This is a genomic window from Paralcaligenes ginsengisoli, from assembly GCF_054781135.1.
Window position 1 is genome coordinate 35,043 of record NZ_BAAGUZ010000038.1, and the last position, 16,866, is coordinate 51,908.

Annotated in this window: 15 protein-coding genes, 2 tRNA genes and 1 pseudogene; 11 read left to right on the plus strand and 7 right to left on the minus strand. The window is 57.3% G+C overall.

All coding sequences use genetic code 11. The features are described 5' to 3' along the window. Window positions 1-151 precede the first annotated feature (151 nt). A pseudogene (locus ACYVIS_RS18090) lies at window positions 152-325 on the plus strand (type II toxin-antitoxin system RelE/ParE family toxin); the annotation flags it as partial. Beyond that, window positions 322-567 carry a helix-turn-helix domain-containing protein gene (locus ACYVIS_RS18095; protein ID WP_232740820.1) on the plus strand — a complete coding sequence of 82 codons (246 nt, stop codon included), beginning with the start codon at window positions 322-324 and terminating at the stop codon, window positions 565-567. The pseudogene ACYVIS_RS18090 and the gene ACYVIS_RS18095, both read left to right, overlap by 4 nt. Here the strand turns inward: ACYVIS_RS18095 and ACYVIS_RS18100 are convergent. Then, window positions 532-1,014 (minus strand): Lrp/AsnC family transcriptional regulator, encoded by a 483-nt coding sequence (locus tag ACYVIS_RS18100; RefSeq protein WP_232740819.1) that lies wholly within the window; start codon window positions 1,012-1,014, stop codon window positions 532-534. The two genes, ACYVIS_RS18095 and ACYVIS_RS18100, sit on opposite strands and share 36 nt — an antisense overlap. 130 nt (window positions 1,015-1,144) lie before the next feature. Here ACYVIS_RS18100 and mdeB point away from each other — a divergent pair, with 130 nt between their 5' ends. Next, entirely contained in the window at window positions 1,145-3,910 is a 2,766-nt protein-coding gene (mdeB, locus tag ACYVIS_RS18105; protein ID WP_232740818.1) for an alpha-ketoglutarate dehydrogenase, read from the plus strand. A gap of 189 nt (window positions 3,911-4,099) precedes the next feature. On the opposite strand, the gene ACYVIS_RS18110 is transcribed toward mdeB, so the two are convergent. Together ACYVIS_RS18110 and ACYVIS_RS18115 are read right to left on the minus strand one after the other, a co-directional pair. Beyond that, window positions 4,100-4,173: transfer RNA gene (locus ACYVIS_RS18110), tRNA-Cys, on the minus strand. A 67-nt stretch (window positions 4,174-4,240) separates the two neighbouring features. Continuing rightward, window positions 4,241-4,316 (minus strand) — tRNA-Gly (locus ACYVIS_RS18115). Window positions 4,317-4,602: 286 nt separating this feature from the next. Between ACYVIS_RS18115 and murB the strand changes: the two genes are divergently transcribed. Then, complete coding sequence (murB, locus tag ACYVIS_RS18120) at window positions 4,603-5,622, plus strand: UDP-N-acetylmuramate dehydrogenase (protein ID WP_232740817.1); 1,020 nt, start codon at window positions 4,603-4,605, stop codon at window positions 5,620-5,622. A gap of 30 nt (window positions 5,623-5,652) precedes the next feature. Here the strand turns inward: murB and dapB are convergent, their stop codons facing one another. Both dapB and ACYVIS_RS18130 read right to left on the minus strand, forming a co-directional pair. Further along, window positions 5,653-6,444, minus strand: coding sequence for a 4-hydroxy-tetrahydrodipicolinate reductase (gene dapB, locus ACYVIS_RS18125; protein WP_232744643.1), 792 nt, complete (start codon window positions 6,442-6,444; stop codon window positions 5,653-5,655). Window positions 6,445-6,452: 8 nt separating this feature from the next. Next, entirely contained in the window at window positions 6,453-6,917 is a 465-nt protein-coding gene (locus ACYVIS_RS18130) for an outer membrane protein assembly factor BamE (protein ID WP_232744642.1), read from the minus strand. 212 nt (window positions 6,918-7,129) lie between these two features. On the opposite strand from ACYVIS_RS18130, the gene fur reads away from it, so the two are divergent. Then, window positions 7,130-7,567: a ferric iron uptake transcriptional regulator gene (gene fur, locus ACYVIS_RS18135; protein WP_232740816.1), complete on the plus strand. Its 438-nt coding sequence runs from the start codon at window positions 7,130-7,132 to the stop codon at window positions 7,565-7,567. A gap of 24 nt (window positions 7,568-7,591) precedes the next feature. Here fur and recN read toward each other — a convergent pair whose 3' ends face one another. Both recN and ACYVIS_RS18145 read right to left on the minus strand, forming a co-directional pair. Beyond that, window positions 7,592-9,235, minus strand: a complete 1,644-nt coding sequence (gene recN / locus ACYVIS_RS18140) for a DNA repair protein RecN (protein WP_232740815.1) — start codon at window positions 9,233-9,235, stop codon at window positions 7,592-7,594. A gap of 4 nt (window positions 9,236-9,239) precedes the next feature. Further along, on the minus strand, window positions 9,240-10,139 hold the full coding sequence (locus ACYVIS_RS18145; RefSeq protein ID WP_232740814.1) for an NAD kinase: 900 nt from the start codon (window positions 10,137-10,139) through the stop codon (window positions 9,240-9,242). A 115-nt stretch (window positions 10,140-10,254) separates the two neighbouring features. Here ACYVIS_RS18145 and hrcA point away from each other — a divergent pair, with 115 nt between their 5' ends. From hrcA to dnaJ, 6 genes are all read left to right on the plus strand, one after another. Further along, on the plus strand, window positions 10,255-11,265 hold the full coding sequence (hrcA, locus tag ACYVIS_RS18150; protein ID WP_232740813.1) for a heat-inducible transcriptional repressor HrcA: 1,011 nt from the start codon (window positions 10,255-10,257) through the stop codon (window positions 11,263-11,265). Between the two features lie 58 nt (window positions 11,266-11,323). Further along, window positions 11,324-12,388: a ferrochelatase gene (gene hemH / locus ACYVIS_RS18155; RefSeq protein ID WP_232740812.1), complete on the plus strand. Its 1,065-nt coding sequence runs from the start codon at window positions 11,324-11,326 to the stop codon at window positions 12,386-12,388. 129 nt (window positions 12,389-12,517) lie between these two features. Beyond that, window positions 12,518-13,099: a nucleotide exchange factor GrpE gene (grpE, locus tag ACYVIS_RS18160; RefSeq protein WP_232740811.1), complete on the plus strand. Its 582-nt coding sequence runs from the start codon at window positions 12,518-12,520 to the stop codon at window positions 13,097-13,099. 54 nt (window positions 13,100-13,153) lie between these two features. Next, window positions 13,154-13,489, plus strand: a complete 336-nt coding sequence (locus ACYVIS_RS18165; RefSeq protein WP_232744641.1) for a thioredoxin family protein — start codon at window positions 13,154-13,156, stop codon at window positions 13,487-13,489. 112 nt (window positions 13,490-13,601) lie between these two features. Continuing rightward, on the plus strand, window positions 13,602-15,527 hold the full coding sequence (dnaK, locus tag ACYVIS_RS18170) for a molecular chaperone DnaK (protein ID WP_460874648.1): 1,926 nt from the start codon (window positions 13,602-13,604) through the stop codon (window positions 15,525-15,527). A 104-nt stretch (window positions 15,528-15,631) separates the two neighbouring features. Continuing rightward, complete coding sequence (dnaJ, locus tag ACYVIS_RS18175) at window positions 15,632-16,753, plus strand: molecular chaperone DnaJ (RefSeq protein WP_232744501.1); 1,122 nt, start codon at window positions 15,632-15,634, stop codon at window positions 16,751-16,753. Window positions 16,754-16,866 lie beyond the last annotated feature (113 nt).

Consider the following 16,866-nt stretch of genomic DNA (forward strand, 5'->3'; position numbering starts at 1 on the left):
GGCTCCCGGCGCGATAGCGTGCCGTGTCTTGGCACTTAAACCTCGGTTGGCGTGAACGGCTTTTTGCAGAATGTCGTAGGCTTTGGCCGTCCTGAGTGCTTGATGCCGGCTTTATAGAAGCGGGCGAAGATCCACCTCAGTTCATTGCGGCGGTACCTTTCATGCTGCCTATACCGTGAAATTTGGCAATGCTGTTTATGTGCTGCATTGCTTTCAGAAAAAATCAACCAAGGGTATAGCAACCGCCAAGCCGGATATGAATATTATCCGAGACAGATTAAAGACGGCGCAAGCGCATGCTCGAGGAGTAAAGGAAAATGATTGAAATTGAAAGAAGTACTGGCAATGTCTATGCCCGACCTAGGCAGGGCGGACGCTAACGAAATGATCGTGAAGGCGCAACCGGCAACCAAAATTGGCGAAATCATCAAAAACCGGAAGTGGGGCCAACGGCAGGCGGCCGAAGTGCTAGGAATGACACAGCCCAAATTGTCCAAGATGTTGCGTGGCCAGTTTTGCGGCATCAGCGAATCAAAGATGCTTGATGGTTTGGCGCGGCAAAGGTAATGCGGTTTTATACGATACCTGCTTAAGTGCGAAACTGGAACGAATTTTCTCTATTCCAGGAATTGACGTCAGCTGTTCAAGAATGAAATGTTCCAGTGCGCCTATATTCGCCACTGCAACCCGGATCAGATAATCGGAGTCTCCAGTCATTAGGTAGCACTCCATGACTTCGTCGTGTTCCACGATACGCTGTTCGAAATTGGCCAGTGCCTGCTTTTCTTGTGACTTTAGGCTGATCGAAATAAATACATTTAAGTCCAGTCCCAAGGCGGCCGGGTTAGCCAACGCCACATAACGCGCGATGACGCCCGATGATTCAAGCGCTTTGACGCGAACTAGGCAAGGTGAAGGCGACAAGTGCACTCGTTTTGCCAGCGTCACATTGCTTAGCGAACCGTCATTTTGCAACTCTTGCAGAATTCGTAAATCAATCGTATCGAGTTTCATTGACCTTATTTTTAGTAATTTTCAATATTTTATACTGACTTTATCAGAATAATAAGTGTTTTCGAAATCTAATTCTTCGGGGATTAGGCCAAAATAGAACTTGAATGAAATAAGCAGCTATGGATTTGTCATGAACTTTCCAATTCCCACACAGCCCTTATTAAAGGCAAGCGCCTTGGGCCAACTAACGTACGATATTGATCCGGAAGAAACAGCGGAGTGGCGCGATGCGTTTGATTCGCTGGTTGCAACAAATGGCGTACAACGTGCTGTCTTCATGCTGGACGAATTGTGCCGTTTGGCCCACGTCAGGAATATTCCGTGGAAGCCCAAAACGAGTACTCCTTATATCAATACTATTGCCGTTGACCAGCAACCGACCTTTCCCGGTGAGTTGGCGATTGAAGAGAAACTGGGTGCGATCATGCGCTGGAATGCCCTGATCATGGTAGTGCGGGCCAACGCTGCTTATGGTGAGTTGGGCGGCCATATTGCCAGCTACGCCAGCGCAGCGGACTTGTTTGAAGTCGGGTTCAATCATTTTTTTCATGCGCGTAGCAATGGTGTAAAGAGCCACGGTGGTGATCTTGTTTTCTTCCAGCCGCACAGTGCCCCGGGCGTTTATGCGCGAGCTTTTCTTGAGGGGCGTCTAAGCGAAGACGATCTGGCGCACTTTCGCCAGGAGCTAAGCGCACCACGTTCAGGTGCGCGTGGCCTGTCCAGTTATCCGCATCCTTATCTTATGCCCGATTTTTGGCAATTTCCGACAGGCTCCATGGGAATTGGCCCAATCAGTTCGATTTATCATGCGCGGTTTATGCGCTATTTGACTCATCGTCAGATACTTGATTGCAGTGGCCGCAAAGTATGGGGTGTATTTGGCGATGGAGAAATGGACGAGCCGGAATCCACGAGCGCGCTGACGCTGGCGTCGCGCGAGGGCCTGGATAATCTGGTGTGGGTCGTGAACTGCAATTTGCAGCGTCTCGACGGCCCGGTAAGGGGTAACGGTCGGATTATCGATGAGTTGGAACAACTCTTCTCGGGCGCCGGCTGGAACGTTATCAAATTGCTATGGGGTAGCGATTGGGACGGCTTGTTCGCTCGTGATCTGACTGGCGCACTGGCGCGTGCGTTCGCTGATACGGTGGATGGCCAAATGCAGACCTTTGCGGCCAAGGACGGTCAGTACAACAGGGCCTCTTTTTTTGGTCAGAACCCAGAGCTTTCACGGTTGGTACAAGGCATGACCGACGAGCAGATCGACCGTTTGCGCCGCGGAGGTCACGATTTGGTCAAGATTTACGCCGCCTATGCAGCAGCGGCAAGCCATGCTGGTCAACCCACGGTCATCTTGGCGCATACCAAAAAGGGCTATGGCATGGGTAGTGCCGGCCAGGGCCGCATGACGACGCATTCTCATAAAAAACTGGGCGAAACCGATCTGATTGAGTTTCGTAATCGCTTTGGTTTGCCTGTGACAGACGAACAGGTGCGTCGGCTGGATTTTTATAAGCCTGCCCAAGATAGCGCCGAGATGCAGTACCTGTATGCGCGGCGCAGCGAGTTAGGCGGCTATCTTCCTGCCCGGCAAACGTCGGCGGCATCACTGGCAGCGCCCATGTTATCCGTATATGGTCAGTTTGCGGTCAACGCTGATGGAAAGGAAATGTCTACGACGATGGCCCTTGTGCGTATGCTTGGCGGCCTGCTTAAAGACAAAGAGCTGGGTCCGCGTATCGTGCCGATCGTGGCCGACGAAGCGCGAACCTTTGGCATGGCCAATCTTTTCCGGCAGGTCGGTATTTATTCCAGTGTTGGGCAACGCTACGAACCTGAGGATATCGGTTCCATACTGAGCTATCGAGAGGCACTCGATGGGCAGATTCTGGAAGAAGGCATCAGCGAGGCGGGTGCAGTTTCGAGTTGGATGGCTGCCGGCACCAGCTATAGCGTACATGGAACGGCTATGCTGCCGTTTTACATTTATTATTCGATGTTTGGCTTTCAGCGTGTTGGCGATCTGATTTGGGCAGCGGCCGACCAACGCCCGCGCGGCTTCCTGATCGGAGCCACCTCCGGGCGCACCACACTCGGTGGCGAGGGCCTGCAGCATCAGGATGGCACCAGCCATGTCCTTGCAGCAGCGATTCCGAACTGCAAATCATATGATCCGGCGTTTGCCGGGGAATTGGCTGTTATTGTCGATCAAGGCATACAGGAAATGGTCGTCCAACAAAAGGATGTTTTCTACTACATCACGGTGATGAACGAAAACTATGCCCAGCCAAGCTTGCTTGAAAGTGCTCGTGCCGACATTATTCGTGGGGGCTATATCTTTGAAAGCTACGCCGCAATTTCCAGTGCTAATGAAACTGTGAATGAGTCTATAGTTGAAGAGGCTGATAAGTCTGCCCATAATTCCGCAAACAGATCAATGAAAGAGGATAAACGAGTTACCTTGTTGGGTTCGGGCGCCATTCTTCGCGAGGTGATCATGGCGGCCCAGCAGCTTGCACAACATGGAATTGCCAGTGATGTGCTTAGTATCACAAGCTGGAGTGAACTGGCACGCGACGGACAGCAGTGCGAAGCCGAAGGGCGGCAAGGGCACATAGTGTCCCAGCCTTTTATAGCAACGCAACTTAGCCAAACTGCAGGTCCCATCGTTGCGGCAAGCGATTATGTGCGCATGGTCCCCGAATCGATCCGTGCTTTTGTTCCACCAGAACGTCGGTACATTACCCTAGGTACCGATGGTTTCGGCCGCAGCGACACGCGTGCTGAACTGCGCCATTTTTTCGAAGTGGATGCAACAGCTATCGTGAATGCGGCGCTGTATGCTTTGAGGTGTGCGCATGTATGCGGGGATGGTCAGGCGCGGCAGATTGACTGACAGATGATGATCAACAAGCAAGAGTCGTGCCATGAATATTGTGCCAAAGGCCAATTTGATTGGATAGCCAATCCTGAACAATTGCGTATGGGCGCGCTGGGTTAAGCATGTGTCGAGAACCATAGCCTGTCGTTTGCGACAAGTTATGGTTCTCGACACACGAATGGACCTGGCGGAAAATAGGTGTGATGGAGGCGCAACTCGGAATCGAACCGGGGTGGACGGATTTGCAATCCGCTGCATGACCACTCTGCCATTGCGCCGACATGTACAACATGTACACAAAGTACATGTAAAAAGAGGGAAGCGCCAAGGCTTCCCTCTTGAATTTGGAGCGGGAGACGAGTCTCGAACTCGCGACCTCAACCTTGGCAAGGTTGCGCTCTACCAACTGAGCTACTCCCGCATGTTGATTCGTTAGAAGCACCGTGCCCTATCGAAAACAGCCTCGCAGTATATCTGGATTTTTACTGCCGCGCAAACTGCATTGCACACGTATTATGCAGGCTTGAAAAACGGTATTTGCCAGGTGTTTACCGCGCGGTGTTTGCCATTACGCAACGCACACACCGACTGGCACAATCTTCGTCGCCTGCATAGGCTAAAAATCAAGTAACATTTAAGCGAAGACCAAGATGATAGCATAGGTATCGCGTTTCGTGTCAAGTACCCCTCAATAATTGGGCTTAGTTTTGCTTCAAATTACCTCTCAAAACCTTACTTCGTTCAATACTCTCGGCCTGTGTTCGCAGGCGGCGGCCTTTGTTCGTTACCAGTCATCGGCGCAATTGGCGGACCTTTCCGAGACGGCGCGGCGCTATCCCCGGGTTTTTGTTCTGGGCGGCGGCAGCAATGTGGTGCTGGCCCCGCGCTTGGACAGTCTGGTGATCAAGGTGGAGTCGCGCGGGGTGCGGGTCCTGGCCGATTCCGGCGATGCCTTGATTGTCGAGGCTCAGGCGGGAGAGGTCTGGCACGATTTTGTGGCGCTGTGTATTGCAAATGGCTGGAACGGGCTGGAGAACCTGGCATTGATTCCGGGAACGGTTGGCGCCGCGCCGGTGCAGAACATCGGCGCGTATGGCGTCGAGCTGGATCAACGCTTCCATAGCCTGCTCGCCTGGGATCTACATGAGCGGCGCCAGGTGGAAATGAGTCCGGCAGAGTGCGGATTCGCCTATCGGGACAGCTTTTTCAAGCATGCGGAGCCGGGGCGGTGGCTGATTGTCGCGGTGCGCTTCTGTTTGCCCAAACCGTGGCGTGCGGTGATGAGTTATCCTGACCTGCGCCGGCATCCGGCGCTGGAGCAGGCGGGCGCCGCGGTAACGGCGGCGCAGGTTTTTGACGCGGTCTGCGAGATTCGCCGCCGCAAGCTGCCCGATCCCTCCGTGCTGGGCAATGCGGGCAGTTTTTTCAAGAATCCGATTGTCTCCGCCGGCCATCATGAGGCAATCAGGGCGGCACATCCGGATGTGGTGGCGTATCCGCAGGACGGCGGTTTTTTCAAGCTGGCGGCCGGCTGGCTGATTGAGCACACGGGCTGGAAAGGCCGCCGCATGGGCGCAGTGGGAGTGCATGACCGCCAGGCCCTGGTGCTGGTGAATTACGGCGGCGCCAGCGCCGAGAATATTGCAATGCTGGCTGAGGCGATTCGCCGCGATGTCGCGGCCCGTTACGGCGTCCTGCTGGAGCAGGAGCCGGTGGCCGTGGCCTGAACCCGGCCCAGCCTGATTTCGGGCAATTATCTAGATGGCGAGCACGTCCTGCATGTCGAACAAGCCCTTTTCCTTGCGTGACAGGTAGCGCGCGGCGCGCAGGCTGCCCTGTGCGTAGGTGGTGCGGCTGCTGGATCGGTGGGTGATTTCAATGCGTTCGCCCGTGCCGCAAAAATAGACGGTGTGGTCGCCTACGAGATCGCCGCCCCGCATGACCGAAAAGCCTATGCGGCCGGTTTCGCGTGCGCCGGTATGGCCGTGGCGCGCCCAGTCGGCGATGTCGTCGAGGTTCTTGCCCCAGGCCGAGGCAACTGCCTCGCCCATGGCCAGTGCCGTGCCGGATGGCGCATCGACCTTGTTGCGGTGATGCGCTTCGAAGACCTCGACGTCGTAGCCGCTGTTCAAGAGGCGCGCCGCCATGTCGAGCAGTTTCAGGGTGGCATTGACGCCCACGCTCATGTTGGGGGCAAACACGATCGCGATTTTCTGGGCCGCGGCATGTATGGCCTGTTTGCCTTGCGTATCGAAACCTGTCGTGCCGATGACGCATCGGGTGCCGTGCTGGACGCAGGCCTTTAAATGGGCCAGTGTCCCCTCGGGGCGGGTGAAGTCGATCAGGCACTCGGCCTGCGACAGGGCGTTGAGGTCGTCGGTGATCGATACGCCTGTATCGCGGCCCAGGAATGCGCCGGCATCCTGCCCTATGGAGGGCGATCCGGCGCGATCGAGCGCAACGGCAAGCTTCAGGTCGGCTGCGTCGAGAACGGCTTCAATGAGCATGCGCCCCATGCGTCCGTCGGCTCCTGCTATGGCTATACGCATCATGACCTCTAGCGCAAGGGTTGAACGCTTGTCTGGTTGGGCGGCGTGGCGGCTGCCGGACTGGTAGCGTTGATTTCAACATTGGACTTGTGGTCGGCTGTGCTGGTTGCGCCGGCCGTATCGCTGGCAGTGCTGGGGGTCGCCTTGGCGGCGCCCGTATCGGTTTTCTGGAACGGCTGGCGGTCGGGCTGCTTGTCGCCTTCCCAGTGGTCCAGGGTGTCGCCCGTGAACCAGACGGTGAATTTGCGTTCTTGTTCTTTGCCGTAGCCGGGCTTGTTGAGGTAGGGGTAATCCCAGCGGTTGCTGCGGAAGATATCCTGCAGGGTCGGAGTGCCCAAAATGAAACGCACCTGGTCGCGTGTCATGCCTTTCTGGAGTTGCGCGACCTGTTCGGCGGTGATCCAGTTGCCTTGCTGGACGTCGGACCGATAGGGGAAGCCCCAGTTGGTGGTGCCGCAGGCCGACAGCGCCATGGCAATCGCGCCTATGGCCAGGCCGGTCCGAAGCTTGGAAAAAAATGGTTTTGCAGTCGTCAGCACGAAGCGCCCCTGTTATTCATTTCGAATAAAACCGTTATCATAAAGGTTTAAGAATAAACGCATAATAGCGTTAGTATGAGTTCGTTGTTTTCGCAACCCGCGATCAATCGAACATCAGTTCAACATTCGCCAGAGATATTTTAGCTATGAACGACCAAAGTGAACTAAAAAATATGGGCTTGAAGGCGACTTTCCCGCGCCTGAAGATCCTCGATATTTTTCGTAAAGCCGATCACCGCCATCAAAGCGCCGAAGATATTTATCGCGCACTGATCGCCGAAGATGTCGAAATCGGCCTGGCAACCGTGTACCGCGTGCTGACTCAGTTCGAACAGGCCGGTATCCTGATGCGCAGCCAGTTCGACGGCGGCAAAGCTGTTTTCGAGCTCAATGACGGCGATCATCACGATCACCTGATTTGCACCAATTGCGGCAAGGTGGTCGAGTTTTCCGATGCCGAAATCGAAAAACGCCAGCAAAAAATTGCCAAGGAAAAAGGTTTTGCGCTTGAAAGCCACACGATGATGCTCTATGGCATCTGCGCCGAATGCGCTCCCAAGCATTTGCATCATCATCTCAAGTAGCCGGCCCGGGGCGCCATCCCTGGCTTATTCGGCCAGCATCTCCTGCGCATGCTTGCGGGTGGTTTCGGTAATGGTCAGGCCACCCAGCATGCGCGCCACTTCGTGCACTCTTTCCTGGTCGCTGAGTACCTCGATGGTCGACAGGGTAGTGCCGTTTACCGTGGTCTTCCTGACTTCGTAGTGGTGCGCTCCGCGCGCCGCCACTTGCGGTAGATGCGTGACGCACAGCACCTGATGGCGCAGGCCCAGTTCCCGCAGCAATCGGCCCACGACCTCGGCGACGGCGCCGCCGACGCCGGTGTCGACCTCGTCGAAGATCAGGGTGGGAACTCGCGCTGCCTGGCTGGCGATGACCGACAGGGCCAGTGACAAGCGGGCCAGTTCGCCGCCCGAGGCCACTTTGGCCAGAGGCCTTGCCTGGGTGCCGCTGTGCCCGGCAACTAGGAATTCGATACTTTCATTGCCGTGAGCGGAAGGCTCGCACGGATTCAGGCTTATGTCGAAACGGCCGCCTTGCATGGCCAGTGTCTGCATGGCCTGGGTGACATGCCTGGCCAGGGATTTGCCGGTTTTCTGGCGTGCCTGGCTGAGTTTTTTTGCGGCGGCCTGATACACGTCTTTGGCCGCGGCAAGCTGCTCGGCCAGGGCGTCGATGTCGGCGGCGGCTTCGCTGGCGTCGAGTTGCCGGTGCAGGTTTTCCTGCAGGGCCAGGAGTTCGTCGGGTTCGACTTTGAATTTGCGCGCGGTGTCGAAAATGGCGGCCAGCCGCTGTTCGGCCTGGGCCAGGCGCTGGGGGTCGAGTTCGAGCCTGTCCAGGTAGCTGTTCAAATCGGACACGGCCTCGGCCGTGGCGATGTGGGCGGACTCGATGGCGTCGTGGACGCTTTGCAAATGGCTGTCGTGACGCAGCAGCTGTTTGATTTGATGAGCGGCGGCACTCAGGCGCTGCTGGGCGGAGTCTTCGTCGTTATCGAGTATGGCCAGGGCCTGGGTGGCGCCATCCAGCAGCGATTGGGCGTGGGCCAGCCGGCTGTGCTCGTTGCCGATGGCGTTCCACTCGTCGGGGCGCAGGTTGAGGCGATCGAGCTCGGCGGCCTGCCAGGCCAGACGTTCGCGTTCTTCCTTCAGGGTGGCCGCGTTTTTTTGGGCGGCGCTGAGTATCTTTTGAGTCTGCTGCCATTGCTGCCAGGCTTGCTGCACCTGTTTGACCAAGGGCTGGTGGCCGCCCTGGGCATCGAGCAAATCGCGTTGGCTGGCGGTTTTGAGCAGGCTTTGGTGGGCGTGCTGGCCGTGTATGTCGACCAGCAGTTCGCCCAGTTCGCGTAGCTGCCCCAGGGTGACGGGCAGGCCGTTGATGAAAGCCTTGCTGCGCGCCTGGGTGTCGATGACGCGGCGCAGCACGAGGGCGTCGTCGGTATCGAGCTCGCGCTCTTGCAGCCATGGGTGCAGGGTATCGGGGACATCGAAGACGGCGCTGATATCGGTGCGGGCGGCATTGTCGCGCACGACGCTGGCGTCGCCGCGCGCGCCCAGCGTCAGCGACAGGGCATCGATCAGGATCGATTTGCCGGCTCCGGTTTCACCGGAAAATACGGTAAAGCCCGGCTCGAACTGTATGTCGGCCTGGTCGACGATGACAAAGTCTCGAATGTGCAGGGTGCGTAGCATGGGTTTATTCGACCTCGTCGGAGGGTTGCGGCATGCGGTTCCAGTGCAGCTTGCGGCGCAAGGTGGAAAAAAAACTGTAGCCGGTGGGATGTATGAAACGCACCGTATGCTGTGCGCGGCGCACGTCGATGCGGTCGCCGGGCTGGCAGTCGGACCAGGTCTGCATGTCGAAGTGGACGCTGGCGCCCGATTCGACTCGCCCGAGCGCGGTGATCGTCATGCTCAGGGTACCGGTATCGGGGATGACAATAGGGCGGTTCGACAGGGTTTGAGGGGCTACGGGAACCAGCAGGATGGCATTGAGCTTGGGATGCAGGATGGGGCCGTTGGCCGAGAGCGAATAAGCGGTCGAACCTGTGGGCGTGGCGATGATCAGGCCGTCGGCGCGCTGGCTGTACATGAATGCGCCATCGAGTTCGATGCGCAGTTCGATCATGCCGCCCCGGCCGGCGCGGTTGATGACGACATCGTTTAGCGCGACCCCGGAAAACATGGTTTTTTCGCCACGCATGACGCGCCCTTCGAGCAGGACGCGGTCTTCGGCCTCGAAGTTGCCATTGATGACGCTGGTGAGCGCATCCTGGGCGCTGCGCAGCGGAATGTCGGTAATAAACCCCAGGCGTCCGTGGTTGATGCCGATGAGGGGTACGCGGGTATGCGCGAGATGGCGCCCGGCGCCCAGCATGGTGCCGTCTCCCCCCATGATGACCGCCAGATCGGCGCGTTGGCCGATTTCTTCGTAACTGCCGATTGAGTGTTCGGTGATCCCCGTATTACGGGCAGTATCGGCCTCGATTAGCACATTGCATCCCGCAGCCTGTAAAGTGTCGGCTAGTTGACGCAAAGGTGTATCGAGTCCACTGTCCTGATGGCGGCCGATAATCGCAACGGTTTTGAAGTGCATGGGCACAGACCTTGAGTAATGGATTAGAGTGGTGATAAATCGATTATATGGGTGTCCCGAGTTTAGGAAGTAGGTAAAAAAAGCCTGTTTTCGCCAGATTACATAAAATACGGATATGGATGACAGAGCCAATGCGCTTTTAAAAGCGCTTATCGAACGTTATATCGCTGATGGCCAGCCGGTAGGGTCGCGCACGCTTTCCAAAATGTTCGACCTTTCGCCGGCGACCATACGCAACGTCATGGCCGATCTCGAAGAGCTGGGCCTGATCCATAGCCCGCACACTTCGGCGGGCCGCATTCCCACTCCGCGCGGCTACCGGATGTTCGTCGACCGTCTGCTGGCGGTGCAGCGCTTCGAAGTATTGCAGCCGGCCCAGATACGCGAAATGCTGCCGGTAACTGAACCCAGCCGGGCAGTGAATGCCGCGGCGGCCCTGTTATCGAATTTGTCGCAGTTTGCGGGGGTGGTGCTGGCGCCGAAGCGGGCGCAAGTGTTTCGCCAGATCGAATTCATTCGCCTGTCCGACAAACGGGTGCTGCTGATCATCGTGACGCCCGATGGCGACGTGCAAAACCGTATTCTGTCGGTATCGCGCGACTACCTCGAGCAGGAACTGCAAGAAGCCAGCAATTTCTTCAATCATCATTTTGCCGGCATGTCGTTCAGCCAGGTACGGGCTTCGCTGGCCGATGAGCTTTCGTCCCTGCAGGCGGATATCTCGCGCCTGATGCAGGCCGCGGTCGAGGCTGGCACCGCGACAGACGATTCCGATGAGGCGGTAGTCATCTCGGGAGAGCGCAATTTGCTCGATATCACCGATATCGCTTCCGATATGGATCGCTTGCGCCGGATGTTCGCCCTGTTCGAAAAGAAAACCGATCTTCTGCAATTGCTGGATGTATCCAGCCGGGCGCAAGGCGTACAGATCTATATCGGCGGCGATTCGCGGCTGGTTCCCATGGAAGATGTCTCGGTCATTACGGCGCCCTATGGGGTGGACGGCAAGGTGGTGGGCACGCTGGGTGTCATAGGGCCCTCGCGCATGTCTTACGAACGCGTCATTCCGATTGTCGATATTACGGCGCGCCTGCTGTCCAATGCGCTTAGCCATAACCAGCCCTGAATTCCATTTCCAGTCCTTGCCGCGCGGCGGGGCCACATAAAACACCAAGAGCGGTCACGTGTCGAGTTTATTTGCCCCCCGTTTTCAGCCCGAGCCGGCCGATCCCCATGCTTTCGATACCAGCCCGCCGCCGCGCGACGCGGGCCCCGTAGGGGTGCTGCTGGTGAATCTGGGTACGCCCGACCTGCCCACCGCGCCATCGATTCGCCGCTATCTGGCCGAATTCCTGTCCGACTCGCGCGTTATCGAAATTCCCGCTCTTTTGTGGCAGGTCATTTTGCGCGGTTTCATCCTGACGCGCCGTCCGCGCAAGCTGGCTCCCCGCTATGAGGAAATATGGATGGAGGGCGGATCGCCGCTGCTGGTATGGAGCCGCGCCCAGGCGCAGGGGGTGCAGCGGCAACTGGATGCGGAGGGCGCGCCGGTTCGAGTCGAGCTGGCCATGCGTTACGGCAATCCGTCGATTGCCGCTGCTCTTGCGAACTTGCGTGCCCAGGGTTGCGAACGTATTTTGACCGTTCCCATGTATCCGCAGTATGCCGCCAGCACCACGGCGACCGCGGTCGACCAGGTGGCGGCGGTGGCGGCGCGCCTGCGCAATCAGCCCGAGCTGCGTTTTGTAAAGCGCTTTTGCACTGATCCGGCCTATATCGGCGCTCTGGCCGCCCAAGTGCGGCGCTACTGGCAGGAACATGGCAAACCGCAAAAATTGCTGCTCAGCTTTCACGGCCTGCCGCGGCGCGTGGTGGAGCAGGGCGACCCTTATTATCGCGACTGCATGGAAACCGCGATGCTGCTCAAACAGTCGCTGGGCGCCGATGCGAGCCTGGTCGAGGTCTCGTTCCAAAGCCGTTTCGGCGCGGAAAAATGGCTTGAGCCTTACACCGAACCCACCCTGAAGGCCTGGGCGAAGCAGGGCATCAAGCGTGTGGACGTGATGTGTCCCGGGTTCCTGGCCGACTGCCTGGAAACGCTTGAAGAAATCCAGCTGCAATGCCGGGACGCATTTTTGGCGGCGGGCGGCGAACAGTTCCGTTATCTGCCGTGCCTGAACGACGATCCGGCGTGGATCGCCGGTCTGAGCGGTCTCATCAGGCGTTACGCGGGCGATTGGCTGGATTAAACCCTTGCCTGGCCTGGTGTATCCTGATAGGCCCTTACCCCGGGTCCTTCGCCGGGCTAAGGGCTTGAAAAGGGGGCTTCCGCCCCCATTCTTATTGAATAGAGTTAATTTTTTGATGTGGAGAGCCTTATGTCGGCGACGAATGAATCCCTGGAACCCAAGCAGGAAAATCAACCTGTCGATACCTCGGAAAAACTTGAACTGAACAATGCAGAGCACGATCTGGATGCCGCCGCCGATGCATCCGACGATCTGGCCGCCTTGCTCGAGACCGCTCAGGCCCAGGTAGCGCAATATCATGATCAATTGTTGCGCGCCAAGGCGGAAGTCGAAAACATACGGCGCCGCGCTCAGGACGATGTCGCCAAAGCCCGCAAATTCGGTACCGAGTCGTTCGCGGAAAGCCTGGTCCCGGTTAAAGACAGCCTCGAGGCCGCCTTGGCGCTGCCCGATCAAACCGTCGAATCCTGGCGTGAAGGCGTCGAAGCGACCCTCAAGCAACTCAGCTCGGCTTTCGATCGCAATCTGCTTAAAGAGGTGGCGCCCGCCGTGGGCGACAAGTTCGATCCGCATCTGCATCAGGCGATTTCTTCTGTTCCCGCCGATCAGCCCAGCGGTACGGTGGCACAGACGCTGCAAAAAGGCTACACCATTGCCGACCGCGTGCTGCGTCCCGCGCTGGTTACAGTGTCCGCGGGTCCCGCGGCCTGAGTCGTGGCTACTACCCAGGAATTCGACCCGGCTGAGGTATTCAGTCTGTTTGCCATGAGCGAGGTCGACAGCACTAGTTTCGACGCGCTGGTTGTGAATGCGGAAGGGGCGGATCTGCGTTGTGTTTTTATGTGGGGCAAGGATTGTTACAATTGCACCTTGTTTAAAAACACCGCGCTGATGCTCCAGGATCAACTCAAGGCATTGGGTTTAAGCTGGTTTCATGCCAATGTGTACCAGGATGAAGCGCTGGGCAGGCGGTTTGGCCTGCATGGAGTACCGGCTTTTGTGTTTTATCAGGCTGGCAAGCGTCTGGGGCGCATATCCGGATGGCCGGGGCTGCCCCAGTTCAGCGAGGCTGTGGCGCGCTTGCGCGCCCGCACCGGGTAGCTTCGAAGTAAATATTCAGGGGTGCCAGACTTGAAATGGGGCGAGTTATCCCCAATTTAGATTCATCCTGGTTCATTTTTACGTATTCAATCTATTTTCAGAGTTAGAGATCATGGGCAAAATTATCGGTATCGACCTTGGCACCACCAATAGCTGTGTAGCCGTTCTTGATGGCAGTAAAGTCATCATTATTGAAAATGCGGAAGGCACGCGCACAACGCCTTCGATCGTCGCCTATATGCAAGACGGTGAAGTGCTGGTGGGCGCTCCGGCCAAACGCCAGGCCGTCACCAACCCCAAGAATACGCTCTATGCCGTGAAGCGCCTGATCGGCCGCAAGTTCGACGAAAAGGCTGTGCAGAAAGACATACACCTGATGCCCTACGGCATCATCAAGGCCGACAACGGCGACGCCTGGGTCGAAGCCCAGGGCAAAAAGCTTGCGCCTCCGCAGGTTTCAGCCGATGTGTTGCGCAAAATGAAGAAAACCGCCGAAGATTATCTGGGCGAAGAAGTCACCGAAGCCGTGATCACTGTTCCGGCCTACTTCAACGACAGCCAGCGCCAGGCCACCAAAGACGCGGGCCGGATTGCCGGCCTTGAGGTCAAACGCATCATCAATGAGCCGACCGCCGCGGCCTTGGCATTCGGCATGGACAAAGCCGAAAAAGGCGACCGTAAAATTGCGGTATACGATCTGGGCGGCGGTACTTTCGATATTTCGATTATTGAAATCGCCGATGTCGATGGTGAAAAACAGTTCGAAGTCCTGTCGACCAACGGCGATACATTCCTGGGCGGCGAAGACTTCGATCAGCGCATCATCGACTACATCATCGGCGAATTCAAGAAAGAAAGCGGCGTCGACTTGTCCAAAGATGTCCTGGCCCTGCAGCGCCTGAAAGAATCTGCCGAAAAGGCCAAGATTGAACTGTCCTCGGCTCAGCAAACCGAAATCAATCTGCCGTACATTACGGCTGATGCTTCCGGCCCCAAGCACCTCAATCTGAAGATTACGCGTGCCAAGCTCGAAGCCCTGGTCGAAGAGCTGATCGAACGCACCATCGATCCTTGCCGCGTGGCCATCAAGGATGCGGGCGTGAAAGTATCCGAAATCGACGACGTGATTCTGGTCGGCGGCATGACACGCATGCCCAAGGTGCAGGAAAAGGTCAAGGAGTTCTTCGGCAAGGATCCTCGCAAGGACGTCAACCCCGACGAGGCGGTAGCGGCCGGCGCGGCGATCCAGGGCTCGGTCCTGGCCGGCGATCGCAAAGACGTGCTGCTGCTTGACGTAACGCCTTTGTCCCTGGGCATCGAAACCCTGGGCGGCGTCATGACCAAGATGATCCAGAAGAACACCACGATTCCGACCCGCTTTTCGCAGGTGTTTTCCACGGCCGACGACAATCAGCCCGCCGTGACGATCAAGGTGTTCCAGGGCGAGCGTGAAATCGCGGCCGGCAACAAAGGTCTGGGTGAATTCAACCTGGAAGGCATTCCGCCGTCGGCCCGCGGCACGCCGCAAATCGAAGTCACCTTCGATATCGACGCCAATGGTATTTTGCATGTGTCGGCCAAAGACAAAGGCACCGGCAAAGAAAACAAAATCACCATCAAGGCCAATTCGGGCCTGACCGACGACGAAATCGAACGCATGGTTAAAGATGCCGAGGCCAATGCCGAGGAAGATCACCGTGTGGCCGAGCTGGCCCTGACTCGCAACCAGGCCGATGCGCTGGTGCACTCCACCCGCAAGTCCCTGGAAGAGTACGGCGATAAGCTTGACGCTTCAGAAAAAGAAGCAATCGAAAACTCAATCAAAGAGTTGCAGGACTCTTTGAAAGATGGCGACAAGGCTACCATCGACGGCAAGGTCGAGGCGCTGACCACAGTGTCTCAGAAACTGGGCGAAAAGATGTACGCCGATATGCAGGCCAAGGCCGCCGCGCAGCAAGGGGCGGCGGGGGCAACCGAGCAGCCTGCCGACGAAAATGTCGTTGACGCCGATTTTAAAGAGGTCAAACGCGATCAGTAAGGCCTGGTCTTAATAGTCGAGAGCCCGGTTTCCGACGGTTAGTCGGAGATCGGGCATTCTTGTTCCGTTCTAAAGAATAGGCGTCCTGGACGCAAGCAATCGAAATGGCAAAACGCGATTTTTACGAAATCCTGGGTGTGGCGAAAAACGCCTCTGATGACGAAATTAAAAAAGCCTACCGCAAGCTGGCCATGAAGTACCATCCGGATCGAAATCCGGATAGCAAGGAAGCGGAAGGAAAGTTCAAAGAGGCCAAAGAAGCCTACGAGATGCTGTCCGATGAGGAAAAGCGCAGCGCTTACGACCGTTTTGGCCATGCCGGCGTCGACCCCAACGGGGGGGCGGGCGGCATGGGCGGCGCTGGCTTTGCCGATGCCTTTGGCGATATATTCGGCGAGATCTTCGGCGGTGGCGGCGGCCGTCGCGGCGGCGGCCCGCAAGTGTATCGGGGGGCCGATCTCAAATATACCCTGGACATCAGCCTGGAACAGGCCGCCAGTGGGTTCGACACGGAAATCCGCGTGCCCAGCTGGGAAACCTGCGATACCTGCCACGGCACGGGCGCGAAGCCGGGGACGCAGGCCAAAACCTGCCATACCTGCAGCGGCAACGGCACCGTGCGCATGCAGCAGGGTTTTTTCAGCGTGCAGCAAACTTGTCCTACGTGTCACGGTACGGGCAAGGAAATCACCGATCCATGCGTGGCGTGTGATGGCGTGGGCCGGACGCGCAAAAACAAGACTCTGCAGGTCAAGATTCCGGCCGGTATCGATGACGGCATGCGGATACGTTCATCGGGCAATGGCGAGCCGGGCGTGAATGGCGGCCCCTCGGGGGATCTGTATGTGGAAATCCATCTGAAGCCTCACGGTATTTTCCAGCGCGATGGCGAAGACCTTCATTGCGAGTTGACGATTCCCTTTACCAGGGCGGCATTGGGTGGTGCGCTCGAGGTGCCCACTTTGGCGGGCAAAGGGGAAATCACCATACCGGAGGGCACGCAAACCGGCAAGACTTTCCGTTTGCGCGGCAAAGGCATCCGCGGCATACGCGCCAGTTATCCCGGCGACCTGTATTGCCATGTGTCGGTGGAAACGCCGGTTCGCCTGACCGAAGAGCAAAAGAAAATTTTGCATCAATTCGAGGCCTCGCTGCAGCAGGGTGGTGAAAAGCACTCGCCCAAAAGCGAATCCTGGACCGATAGAGTAAAGAGCTTCTTCAGCTAGGGCGTTTACGGCATTCTTCGATGGATGGGGTATTGGTATTTACGTTTTGGTAGTTTTGGTATTTGAAGACGCCGTCTATCGGGGCTTGGGGTCAGGGCCGGCACGGCGTGCTT